Origin of the sequence: Simplicispira sp., assembly GCF_028687295.1 — a bacterium.
Classification (GTDB): domain Bacteria; phylum Pseudomonadota; class Gammaproteobacteria; order Burkholderiales; family Burkholderiaceae_C; genus Simplicispira; species Simplicispira metamorpha.
In genome coordinates, this window is the sequence record NZ_JAQUAL010000105.1 from 1 (window position 1) to 11,221 (window position 11,221).

Annotated in this window: 14 protein-coding genes and 1 other RNA gene; 5 read left to right on the forward strand and 10 right to left on the reverse strand. The window is 60.6% G+C overall.

From position 1 onward, the window contains the following. From ssrA to PHX69_RS11610, 5 genes are all read right to left on the reverse strand, one after another. Nucleotides 1-381, reverse strand: a transfer-messenger RNA (tmRNA) gene (gene ssrA, locus PHX69_RS11590). A 30-nt stretch (nucleotides 382-411) separates the two neighbouring features. Beyond that, nucleotides 412-1,698, reverse strand: a complete 1,287-nt coding sequence (locus PHX69_RS11595; protein WP_119012624.1) for an NYN domain-containing protein — start codon at nucleotides 1,696-1,698, stop codon at nucleotides 412-414. A 55-nt stretch (nucleotides 1,699-1,753) separates the two neighbouring features. Then, on the reverse strand, nucleotides 1,754-2,698 hold the full coding sequence (locus PHX69_RS11600; RefSeq protein WP_288043837.1) for a site-specific integrase: 945 nt from the start codon (nucleotides 2,696-2,698) through the stop codon (nucleotides 1,754-1,756). Nucleotides 2,699-2,880: 182 nt separating this feature from the next. Then, nucleotides 2,881-3,537, reverse strand: coding sequence for a pyridoxamine 5'-phosphate oxidase (gene pdxH, locus PHX69_RS11605; RefSeq protein WP_288043847.1), 657 nt, complete (start codon nucleotides 3,535-3,537; stop codon nucleotides 2,881-2,883). A 65-nt stretch (nucleotides 3,538-3,602) separates the two neighbouring features. After that, nucleotides 3,603-4,127: a superoxide dismutase family protein gene (locus PHX69_RS11610; protein WP_288043838.1), complete on the reverse strand. Its 525-nt coding sequence runs from the start codon at nucleotides 4,125-4,127 to the stop codon at nucleotides 3,603-3,605. Nucleotides 4,128-4,313: 186 nt separating this feature from the next. Here PHX69_RS11610 and PHX69_RS11615 point away from each other — a divergent pair, with 186 nt between their 5' ends. Continuing rightward, complete coding sequence (locus tag PHX69_RS11615; RefSeq protein WP_119012620.1) at nucleotides 4,314-4,835, forward strand: OmpA family protein; 522 nt, start codon at nucleotides 4,314-4,316, stop codon at nucleotides 4,833-4,835. Nucleotides 4,836-4,996: 161 nt separating this feature from the next. Here PHX69_RS11615 and gloA read toward each other — a convergent pair whose 3' ends face one another. After that, complete coding sequence (gloA, locus tag PHX69_RS11620; protein WP_241524891.1) at nucleotides 4,997-5,410, reverse strand: lactoylglutathione lyase; 414 nt, start codon at nucleotides 5,408-5,410, stop codon at nucleotides 4,997-4,999. A 16-nt stretch (nucleotides 5,411-5,426) separates the two neighbouring features. Then, nucleotides 5,427-6,410, reverse strand: a complete 984-nt coding sequence (locus PHX69_RS11625; RefSeq protein WP_288043840.1) for a DNA-binding protein — start codon at nucleotides 6,408-6,410, stop codon at nucleotides 5,427-5,429. A gap of 126 nt (nucleotides 6,411-6,536) precedes the next feature. Between PHX69_RS11625 and PHX69_RS11630 the strand changes: the two genes are divergently transcribed. Beyond that, nucleotides 6,537-7,601 carry a tyrosine-type recombinase/integrase gene (locus PHX69_RS11630; protein ID WP_288043841.1) on the forward strand — a complete coding sequence of 355 codons (1,065 nt, stop codon included), beginning with the start codon at nucleotides 6,537-6,539 and terminating at the stop codon, nucleotides 7,599-7,601. Nucleotides 7,602-7,603: 2 nt separating this feature from the next. On the opposite strand, the gene PHX69_RS11635 is transcribed toward PHX69_RS11630, so the two are convergent. Then, entirely contained in the window at nucleotides 7,604-7,963 is a 360-nt protein-coding gene (locus tag PHX69_RS11635) for an ArsR/SmtB family transcription factor (protein ID WP_119012616.1), read from the reverse strand. 150 nt (nucleotides 7,964-8,113) lie between these two features. Between PHX69_RS11635 and PHX69_RS11640 the strand changes: the two genes are divergently transcribed. Genes PHX69_RS11640 through PHX69_RS11650 form a run of 3 tightly spaced genes read left to right on the forward strand, consistent with a single transcriptional unit; the run spans nucleotide 8,114 to nucleotide 8,994 of the window. Then, nucleotides 8,114-8,323, forward strand: coding sequence for a YgaP family membrane protein (locus PHX69_RS11640; protein ID WP_288043842.1), 210 nt, complete (start codon nucleotides 8,114-8,116; stop codon nucleotides 8,321-8,323). A gap of 50 nt (nucleotides 8,324-8,373) precedes the next feature. Beyond that, a complete protein-coding gene (locus tag PHX69_RS11645; RefSeq protein ID WP_119012614.1) occupies nucleotides 8,374-8,754 on the forward strand; it encodes a rhodanese-like domain-containing protein in 381 nt (126 codons plus the stop codon). A gap of 33 nt (nucleotides 8,755-8,787) precedes the next feature. Continuing rightward, nucleotides 8,788-8,994, forward strand: a complete 207-nt coding sequence (locus tag PHX69_RS11650) for a YgaP family membrane protein (RefSeq protein ID WP_288043843.1) — start codon at nucleotides 8,788-8,790, stop codon at nucleotides 8,992-8,994. A gap of 53 nt (nucleotides 8,995-9,047) precedes the next feature. On the opposite strand, the gene bioB is transcribed toward PHX69_RS11650, so the two are convergent. Together bioB and PHX69_RS11660 are read right to left on the reverse strand one after the other, a co-directional pair. After that, complete coding sequence (gene bioB, locus PHX69_RS11655; RefSeq protein WP_288043844.1) at nucleotides 9,048-10,082, reverse strand: biotin synthase BioB; 1,035 nt, start codon at nucleotides 10,080-10,082, stop codon at nucleotides 9,048-9,050. Between the two features lie 337 nt (nucleotides 10,083-10,419). Continuing rightward, a partial coding sequence (locus PHX69_RS11660; RefSeq protein WP_288043845.1) for a spermidine synthase occupies nucleotides 10,420-11,221 on the reverse strand: 802 nt, incomplete at its 5' end.

The following is an 11,221-nucleotide window of genomic DNA, read 5'->3' on the forward strand; positions in this document are numbered from 1 at the left end:
TGGTGGAGCCGGGGGGAATTGAACCCCCGTCCGAAAGCCATCAACAAGCAGTTCTACATGCGTAGTCGTCTGATTTGGATCTCGTCTGGTATGCCGCGCAGCGACACGCTGCATACCCAACCAGTAACCTATTTTCTCGGTCTGTTCTAAGTTACCCAAAACAAACCCAGCCGAATTAAATTACCCCACAGCCTGGACAGCTTACGCCGCCCTTGCCCAGCCTATCGGCTTGCTGTTGTGAGGCTCACTGGCAATTAAGCAGCGAGTGCGAAACGTTCGTCGTTTGCAGTTACTTTTTTTCCAGAAAGATTAACGAGCTTACTGGAAGGCTCGGCACGCTCCACTTGAATCAGTACCCCCGTCGAAACCAAAGTCGGCCCCTGGAAAGTTGTCGCATTCTATACCAGAAGCCTAAAAAATGCTGGCGACGTCAGCGCCCACCCACTGGCGAACGGCGCTGCGTTGGCCATCGTCAAGCCACAGCTCTTCGCGGGCACAGAGTTTTTCCAGGTTGTTGGCCATCTGGGTGGCCAGCTGCTGCGGTGTGTCTTGACCTTGACCAAATTGGTGACCGCACATCAGCAGGCCGCGCAGCACCCAATTGACGTCTTCACGGCTGATATCGCATTGGGCAATGCGACATAGGTCACGCACACGCTTGCCGGTCTCGCGCAGGTGGAAGGGGTGCTCTGCCAGGTCGGTGGCCATGGCATTCCAGAGGCCCTGAAACTCTGCCCGCGTCAGATGTGGGGCGTCGGTGGCATCGCACACCTGCTGGAGTAGTTGCGGGTCGGTGGAGTCGAGCAGGTGATTTTTGCTGGCGGGGGGCTGAGGGCAGGCGTGCCGACGCGGGTCATAGAGGTAGCCGCCGGAGTGCGACCAGTCCAGCAGCAGTGGCTCCAGGTTGAGTATTTCCACAAAACGGCGAAAGCTGCCTTGTCCTGCCCAACTGGCGCCGTCCAGCCCTGGAACCTGAGTGGGCAGTTTGCTGGCCAGACGGGCCAGCGGGATGGCCAGATCGGAGTTAGCTACTTCGGTACGGATGATTTGTGTGGCGAGCTCACGCACATCTTGCTGGTCTGCACGGGTTTCCTGTTGGGGTTGGGCGAGGGGTATTGCTGTGCTGCTGAAATAGGTGCTAGGGCGCAGCGGTAAGCGCAGGTGGTCGTTGTCATCGTTCTCGCCCAGGGCGTCGCGTACAAAAGTGTCGGTATCGATCAGTAAATCGGCCGATGCTTGGTATGCCGCCGACGGAAAACCTACCGCCAACACGGTAGTGCGCCGGTCACTGCGGCGCAGTTTGCGCAACACCGGCGTAAAGTCAGCATCAGCAGAGAAGACGATGAATTCGTCGAAACGGGTTTCGTGCTGCAACAAGTCCACCATGTCCAGAACCATGTGGATGTCGGTGCTAGTCTTGCCCTCAGTGGTCATGGGCGGGCAGTCTATGGTCTCAAAGCCTGCGCGGTTGAAGTGGGGGCGAAAACGTTGATAGACGTGTGGGTTGAAGTAGCAGCGGCGCACTAGCAGGCGTCGGGTGTTGCTGCCTGTTGGGGCATGCTCAGGAAGCGGAAGGCGGTCAGTCAACCAGCGCAGCCAGTCCAGCGGCTGGCGGGCAAAGCGCTCGGCGTAGTGCAGGTCGAGGCGGCGCAATGCGCTGTAAACGTTGTCGAAATCGATAAAAAGTGCGCTTTTCATGGGCTGGCAGAAGTTGGGGCGCTGATTGTGCCTGCCTTATGTGTCTGTGCAGACGTTACAGGCCCGGTGTCGGTGTTTCGAGTTGGTGGCGTAAATGGCCCAGTGCGCGGGTGTTTTCGACGCCGATGCGGCGCACGATCTCCATTTCACTGAGGCCTGCGCGCAGCCAGGTGACGATGGCGGTGTTGCGCATGACCTGTGGCCCCACCCGGTGCAGAGGCCATTGCTGCGTACTGCTGGGGGTATCAGCATGGGCCTGATGTATCACTTTGGATGCTACATGGAACAATGCACGAATGGACAGCGGCCCGCCACCTTTGCGTGAATGAAAGAGGCGGCCTGTCAGTTCGGGATTGTGGGCTTGGCGGTACTGTAGCCAGGCTGCAAGGGCGGTGCCCAAGCGCGGAGTCAGGGGCAGGGTGCGTTGCTGGGCTTTGCGTGCGCCGACAATGTGCAGGGCTGCGGGTGATGCGCCGCAAGATGGCGTCCAGGGCTGGCGTAGGTCATCAAGCAGACAGTCGTCGGTGAGGGCGCGTACTTCCTCTGGAGCCAAAGCCAGGTCGTACAGCAGCAACAAAATGGCACGGTCACGGGCGCCTTGCAGGCAGTCGCTGTCGGGGAATTGTGCTGGCAGACGTGCCCACAGTGCAGGCGGCAGGCAATGTCCCAGTTGTTCTACTGCGCGTGGGCGCTCGGCACGGGGCAGGTGGGCGACAGGGCTGGTTTCCAGCCAGCCTTGCTGTACGGCGTAGACATAAACCCGGTCGAGTACGCGCCAATAGCGTCTGCGTGTGACTTCGCTAAGTTGTCGCTCTGGCTCATGGTGTGCCCGTTGGCCTGCACGTATGCGCAGAAAACGGGCTACGTCTTCGGCGCGTGCCTCGTTCCATTGGCGTATGCGTGCAGGTGGGCAGGGCTGTGCTTTATCTGTGCTTGGCTGCAAGCTTTCCAGCCAAGCGTTCCAGATGGTTTCGTAAACGCTTTGGGGTTCATCGCGCAAGGCGTGAAAAGCTTTGTTGCTTTCGGCACCGAGCCAGCGCTGAAATACCAATGCACCAGTAGGAGCAGAAGAAGGTGATGGAGGTATGTCCATGACTTTAATGTAACTTACATTATTTATATAAAAACAAAAAATGGAGAAGTAATCAGAAAGGGCAATTGAGCCCAACCCTTTTATTTGAATCAAGGTGCCAAGCGCTCGCGCACCCAGATCACGCCATCCTGGCGGTATTGCAGCCTGTCGTGCAGACGGCTTTTGCGACCTTGCCAAAATTCCCAGCGTTCGGGCCGCAGGCGAAAACCACCCCAGTGTGCAGGGCGGGGTGGTTGCAACAAAAACTGTGCACCATATTTGGCCGCATTGGCTACCAACACACCACGCCCAGAAATCACCTGGCTTTGTGGACTGGCCCAAGCACCAATGCGTGAATCAAGCGGACGGCTATGAAAATACGCGTCGCTTTCTGCATCGCTGACTCTTTCTACGGTGCCTTCAATGCGCACCACACGCTCCAGTTCCACCCAATGAAATTGCAGGGCAGCGTAGGGGTTGCCTGCCAGCTGCTGGCCTTTGCGGCTGGCGTAATTGGTGTACCAGACGATGCCGTGCGCATCGTATCCCTTGATCAGTACCACGCGTGTGCTCGGGCGCAGGTCACTGCCCACGGTGGCCACGGTCATGGCGTTGGGCTCAGGTACTTGGGCATTGATGGCTTCTTTGAGCCATTGGTCGAACTGCTGTAGTGGGTCAGCGTGCGATGCGTCTTCGTGGAGTTCTGCGCGTTCGTAGCTTTTACGCAGGTCGGCGATGGAGGAGGAGAGACGGGTCATAGCGCACATTGTGCCCCCTGCCATCATCACCAAGGCCGACGGCAAGGGCACAGCAGGGTAGGTGAGGTGTTGTTTTATTGGCGCGAGATCACTGCACAGGCCAGCCGAGGGCCTGCATTGCCTGTGGGCTGTGTGGTGTAGTCGTCTGGATCGCGGTGAACAATCAGGCCGCGTCCCACCACGTCATTGATGCCGCTGCCAACAGCAATGTTGCGCGATTCAAAGCTGAACGTGGCAACGCCGTGGGTATCGGCACGCAGGCTGGGTAAATCCCCAGTGTGGTGTTCGCCCATGCCATGGTGGCCATGCGGCTTGCCGGATGGATTGAAATGCCCGCCTGCGCTCAGGCCATCGCCGCTGGAACAATCGCCTTTTTCATGGATATGAAACCCGTGCTCGGCACCCGGCTTGAGGCCGCGCACCTCGCCAGAAACATGCACCACACCATTCGAAGATTGTTCAAAACGCACTGTGCCTGTGACGGTACTTGCGCGCGTTGGCTGGAGTTGGGCTAAGGCCGTCGGCCCGGCTGAGTAAGCAGCGCAACCGGCCAGTGACGCTATAGCAACAAGGCCCCAGAAAGCAGAAGAAGTACGCATGATTCAAACCCCTGTCGTAATGAAAAGACCCGATGCGCACTATGTGCTGTTTCTGGCCGCGCAGTCAATCGGTTCCTGGTCAGCGAACGGCATGCACCCGAGCAAACGACAAAGCCGTTGATACAAAACTTTAGAATTTGCAGGGATTTCTCAATCCGCCATTCCATTATTTACGGAGTTTCCAATATGTCTTTCAGCAGTTCCGATGACGACAGCCAGCAACGTTTTGCCTTGGGTTTTTTGTTTGCACTGATTGCGCTGGTCGTGTCTATCGTGGTGGGTACAGTGGTCTACAAACGGGGAATTCCCCACGCGCCGAAGCCCGCAGCAGCAGCGCCAGCGCAGGCAGCAGTTGCCGAGGTCGCAGTCGTCACCGAGGATGTGGCCAGTGTGCGCGTGGAGGGCGGCGTGGTGACGTTCTATTTCGCGTCTGGTAAAGCCGATGTGGCGTCTGGCGCCAGCAACGCGTTGGCAGACGTAGTGCAAGGCGTGGCTGCTGGAAAAAAGGCGCTGGTGTCGGGTTTTCATGACGCTACGGGCAGCGCTGAACTGAACGCCGAATTGTCCAAACAGCGCGCGCTGGCAGTGCGCGACGCGCTGTTGGCGCTGGGTGTGGCCGAGGCCAGCATTGAGCTGAAAAAGCCCGAAGAAACGCAACTCGGCGGGCCTGCTGAGCAAGCTCGCCGCGTGGAAGTGGTGCTGGAGTAAATCTGATGCTCACAAAAAAGGAGCGTGTAGCGCTTGGCACATCACGCTTTCAGCACCAAAACTAGCTGAAAGCGTTGCAGGATAAGCGCAAGCAGCTCACTTTTTTGAATCTATGCAAGCGCCCAACGCCTGGAATGTAGGCGAGGGCGCTTTTCTTTTGTTCAGCGCAGGCCTGCGCCACCGGCGCCTTCAGCGCGCTGGATCAGCTCAATTTTGTAGCCATCAGGGTCGGTGACAAAAGCAATCACCGTGCTGCCACCTTTGACGGGGCCCGCCTCGCGCGTCACGTTGCCACCGGCGGCCTTGATTTTTTCGCAGGCGGCGTAGGCGTCGGGCACGCCCAGGGCGATGTGGCCGTAGGCGTTGCCATGGTCATAGGTTTCGGTGCCCCAGTTGTAGGTCAGCTCAATTTCAGCCTGGGCGGGGTTGCCACCTTCAAAGCCCAAAAATGCCAGCGAGTATTGGTATTCGGGGTTTTCGGACTGGCGCAGCAGTTGCATGCCCAGCACTTGGGTATAGAAATCAATCGAGCGTTGAAGGTTGCCAACGCGCAGCATGGTGTGGAGGAATCTCATGGCTGCCATTGTGCCGTCAGCGATTTTTCCCCAGTTTGCGGCGTGGAATACGGGTGGCAAGCGGGATGCTGCGTGCGGCGCTGATGGCGTGGGGTCTGGCCGTGGCTGTAGCTGTGCTGGCGGGCTGTAGCGCAGCGTTTTGCATTTGTGCCAGTAAGGTGTGCGCCTGTGCCGCTTGGATTTGCGTGCTGGCCAGTTCCTGGCGCAGGGCGCTGGTCTGGTTGGCGTGCTCCAGGGCCAAGGCATGGTGTGCGGCGCGCGTGGCGTCCAGTTCGGCTTGCAGCGCTTGCTGCTTACGGATGGCATCTTGCGCAATCAACACGGTTTTTTTGATCTCCTGGCGCGCGCGATCCAGCTCCTCCAGCCAATGGCGCTCACTGCTGCGCCAGCGTTCTTCCAGCGCGGCGCGCTCTTGTTGCGCCTGCGCTTGCATGTGATCCAGTCGTTGTTGTAGCCCGGCGCATTGCTGTGCGCTGTCGGCCAGGGCTGTGCGCTGCTGGGCAATATCGGCTTCGCGCTGCGCCAGCGTGTGCTGGAGCAATTGCCCGCGCTGCTGGCTCTCGTGCCATTGTTCTGTGGCCTTTTGCAAGGCGCCTTCGAGGGCCCGCAAGCGCTCAGTCCAGGCCAGCTCTTGGGCTTGCAGCCGGGTACTGGCTTCTTGCAGCTGCGCGGCCTCATCGGCCAGTGCCGCACGCTGGGCGGCGCAGGCGTCTTGTGCCTGCGCCAGCGACTCCTGGAGGGCGGTGGCCCACAGCGCGTTGGCCGCTTGCAGCACGGCGGCGGGCGTATCGGTCTGGCCTGGCGGATGTGCTGCGCCGCCCAGCCGCTGGCCCAACCCAGAAAACCATTGCTCCAGCATCGGCCCCACGGTGTTGGGCGAGCCACGGCCTATGCGCTGGCGAATGCGCTCAATGGTGGGGCGCAGGCCGTCTTGCAGCAGCGCGTCGGCCGCCTGGGCAACGTCCTCGTACTGGATTCCACGGGCGGGTTTGGATTGCATGGGATGGTTTGGCATAGATTGAAATTAGAATACGATAATAAAATGTTATCGTGTTTTATTATTGATATTTGTAATACATCATACGTAACATGTATTTTTTAATATTTTAGCTAGTGCCATATACCCATGAACCTGTCTTTGCTTGCACCAGCCACGGCTTTGCAGCCGTCCACCCTGAACGATGTCACGCGCAGCGCCATGCAGGATTTGCTGCGCGAAGGCGAATCGCAAAACACCCTGGCCAGCTACCGGGCGGCGCTGCGCTACTGGGCAGCGTGGTACGGCCTGCGCTACGGTGGCCAAATCCAGTTGCCATTGCCCGTGGCGTGCGTGCTGCAATTTGTGGTGGACCACGCCCAGCGCATGACGGCCAAGGGTCTGCAATCCGAACTGCCCCGTGAGATAGATGAGGCGCTGGTAGCTGGCGGCTACAAAGGCAAGATCGGGCCGATGGCGCACACCACGCTGGTACATCGGATTTCTGTGATGTCCAAAGCGCACCAGATGCGGGCCGTGCCCAACCCCTGCCACGACGCCCAGGTGCGCGAGCTGCTCTCGCGCACACGCAAGGCCTACGCCAAACGCGGTGATTTGCCGCGCAAAAAGGCGGCCCTGACCAAAGACCCGCTGCAAGCCCTGCTGGAAACCTGCGATGACTCTTTGCGCGGCAAACGCGACCGTGCCTTGCTGCTGTTTGCCTGGGCCAGTGGCGGGCGGCGGCGTTCTGAAGTGGCCAGCGCCAGCCTGCAATCGCTGCGGCGCATCGGGCCTGCCGAGTTTGTGTACACCCTGGCCCACTCCAAAACCAACCAATCAGGCCGTGACCAGCCGGAAAACCAAAAACCCGTGCTCGGTCAGGCGGGTGCGGCTTTGCAGGCGTGGCTCGACGCCAGCGGCATCACTGAGGGGCTGATTTTTCGGCGGATTCTGAAAGGTGGGCACCTGGGCGGTGCCATGTCCGGTGCGGGGGTGCGCACCATCGTGCAGGCGCGCTGCGCGCTGGCGGGCATCGAGGGGGATTTTTCAGCGCACTCTTTGCGCTCGGGGTTCGTGACCGAGGCCGGACGGCAAAACGTGCCGCTGGCCGACACCATGGCGCTGACCGGCCACCAGAGCATTCCGACGGTGATGGGCTATTTCCGGGCCGAGTCGGTCATCCTGAACCAGGGTGCACGCCTGCTGGACGAGTAACTTCAGGCCGCGTCGCTCACGACAGCGGCGCGGCTGAACAGGGCCTGCTGGCTTTGCGCGGCACGTTCAAATTGCCGGGCGATGTTGTCGCACACCAAGTCACACAGTGCGTACACGGAAGGATCGGAAATCCGGTAGTACACGCTGGTGCCCCGGCTCTCGCGGGCCACCAGGCCGTGCTGGCTCAACAGCGACAAGTGGCGCGAGATATTGGCCGCTGTGTAGCCGCACAGCTGGGCCAGTTCGCCCACGTTGTGCTCGCCCTGGCGCAAAAAATTCAGAATGCGCAGCCGCGTAGGTTCGGCCAGCGCCTGGAAATACGCTGCAACCTGCTGCAGCGCCTCGGGAGGTAAGTTTTTCATGGGGCATGCATTCTCGTATAGGCCGCCAGTCCGGGCTGGATGGACGCGGATGGATTCCATCTATGATACGCCAATTGACTAATTAGATGATTAGTTAAACAATAAGCGAACAAATCCATTCATGCATTCCAATCGGGGAGAAACCGCACCATGACCTCTTGGCAAATTGTCCGGCTGATGGCTGGCATATTCATTCTTGTGTCTCTGGCGCTGGGGGTGCCCGGCAGCCCGGTGTTTGTCAGCCAGTGGTGGCTGGCGTTCACGGCGTTTGTCGGGGCCAATTTGCTGCAAAGCGCCCTCACCCGCTGGTGCCTGATGGAAACCATCTTGCGCAAATTGGGCGTACAGCCCGGCTGCTGATGCGGCCTGCTCTGCCGATGCAGAACCTTCATCTACCCAGGAAATCATCCATGAAAAATGCCCACGATCTAGTCGCCACTGCCAAGGCGCGCATCCAGGAAGTCTCTGTGGAACAGGCTGAGCAAGCCATCCTTGATGCCGATGTGCTGCTGGACGTGCGCGAGGCTGACGAATTTGCGGCAGGCCACCTGCCCGGCGCTGTGCTGGTGCCACGCGGCCTGCTGGAGTTCAAGCTCAGCGCCGACCCGGCGCTGCAAGCGCGTGACCTGAAAGTGGTGCTGTATTGCAAAACCAGTGGCCGCGCTGCCTTGGCGGCCTGCGCCATGCAAGACATGGGCTACCTGAACGTGCGCTCCATTGCGGGCGGATTTGACGCCTGGGCCGTTGCGGGCAAGCCCGTGGCACGGCCCGAACTGCCTTCTTTTGAGTAACCGCGCCTGCCCTTTTTTTCAAGGAGAACAATGATGAAAGCCAATGTAGGAACCATAGACCGGGTGCTGCGCATCGTGGTGGGTTTGGTGTTGATGGCCTTGGCCGCCACCGGCACGGTGGGCTGGTGGGGGTGGCTGGGCGCCATTCCTTTAGCGACCGGGCTTTTCCGGTTTTGCCCGGCCTATACGCTGCTGGGTGTGAACACCTGCCCGCTGAACCCGTCCAAGCCCAAACCCTGAAATTTGAAGCCAAATAGGCCTCAAACCCTTACTTGGTGAGCGCTATCAGCTATTTAATCCATAGCACTTATCTGGTGCCCCTGCAACCCCAGTTTGTGCAGCAATTGCACATCCGCTTGCACGTCGGGGTTGCCGGTGACGAGCAGCTTGTCACCGTAAAAAATCGAGTTGGCCCCGGCCATGAAGCACAGCGCCTGCACGGCTTCGCCCATTTGCTGGCGCCCGGCTGACAAGCGCACCCGCGCCGTGGGCATGGTGATGCGGGCCACGGCAATCACGCGCACAAAATCAAACGGATCAATGGGCGCACTGTCGGCCAGCGGCGTTCCGGGCACGCGCACCAGGCTGTTGATGGGCACCGATTCCGGGTAGGGGTTGAGGTTGGCCAGCTGCGCAATCAGCCCGGCGCGGTGCACGGGCGCCTCGCCCATGCCCACAATGCCGCCGCAGCACACGCTGATGCCTGCCGCGCGCACATACTGCAAAGTGTCCAGCCGATCCTGGTAGGCGCGGGTGCTGACCACGTCCTGGTAGTACTCTGGCGCGGTGTCGAGGTTGTGGTTGTAGTAATCCAGCCCTGATTCCTTGAGCGCCTGCGCCTGGTGTGCTTGCAACATGCCCAGCGTGGCGCAGGTTTGCAGGCCCAGCCCTTTGACGGCAGACACCAGCTCCGACATCTTTTCAATATCGCGGTCTTTGGGCGCACGCCAGGCGGCGCCCATACAAAAGCGCGTGGCGCCAGCGTTTTTGGCGGCCTGCGCGGCGCGCACCACCTCGTTCACCGCCATCAGTTTGTCGGCCTGCACGCCGGTATCAAACTCTGCCGACTGGGGGCAATAGCCGCAGTTTTCCGGGCAGCCGCCGGTTTTGACCGACAGCAGTGTGGCCAGCTCGATGTCGCCTGCGGGCCAGTGCTGGCGGTGAACGGTTTGCGCCTCAAACAGCAGGTCGAGCAAAGGCTTGTCCAGCAACGCCTGGATGGCCTGCACCGACCAGGGGCCGGGCTGTGCAGCGGGTGCCGCCGGGGTGTGGTGCCATTGCACGGTGTGGGTCGTGGCGGCATCGGGCGTGGTAACGGGTGCGGGCATGGAGGGGGTCTTTCTTTCAAGGTGGCGGGTCACGGTGGCGCCCCAAAGGCGCTGGCCCGCAGGTCACAAATCACGCCACATGGTGGGCAGTGGCGTTGGCATAAAAACCGGATTTTGCGTGATAAATAAAGGACTTTTATCGCCGAAAGGTGACAAATTGCGCCACTTTTATGAAAGCTATTTTGGCCTTTTGCCAGCAGATGCCGTGCTTTTGCCAGCCGATCAAAACACCCCGGCGGGCCATGCGCCAACCCATGCCATCGTGCAGCGATATGGCGCTATCTCCGGGGCGCCGCGCGTGGCCCGGTGCGGGCTTTTCTGCCGCAAGCGCCCTGCTCTAGCGCAGCAACAGGTTGGATGGGGAGTACTGGTCGGTCAGCACCCGCACGCCGGTTGCGCTGGGCTGCGGTGCAAAACGCGGCAGCAAATCGCGCGATGACAAGCCCAGCAGGGCCAGCCGCTCGTCCCACAGCGCCGCATTTTTTTGCACCTCGGGCAGCGGCGGCAGGCCATCTCGGCGCGCCAGCATGATGCGGTTGCCGCCCTGCATGTCCACGTTGTAGAGCTGGCCAAACACCGCCTGGTAGGTGGCGGCCTCATGCTGGGCCAGCGTACCGGCGGCAAAGGTGTTGGCCGCTAGCACGCCCTGCGGGGCCAGCAGGGATTGGACTTCCCGCAGAAACTCGCGCGTCAGCAGGTGCTCGGGGATGTAGTCGCGGTCAAAGGCGTCGATCAGCACCAGGTCGTACACGGCGGCGGCGCGGCGCTGCTTGCGCACAAACACCCGCGCGTCATCGACATGGCTGCGCAGGCGTGCGTCTTCGCGGTAGCCAAAATGCGAGCGCGCCACGGCCAGCACGGCGGGGTCGAGCTCCACGGTGTCGATGTGCATATTGGCATCGACGGCGCGCAACGCCATCGGCATCACGCCACCGCCCAGGCCCAGAACCAGCACCCGGCGCGGCGGCTGCGGCGCCAGGTACAGCGCCGTGAACAGTCCCCGCGTGTAGTTGAGCACCAGCCGGTGCGGCTGGCCGATCTGGATGCAGGTCTGGCGCGCCTGAAAACGGCCAAACTGCATGCAGCGGTAGCCCTCGCCTTCGCGCACCAGGATGTTGCGGTACAGCGATTTTTGCTGG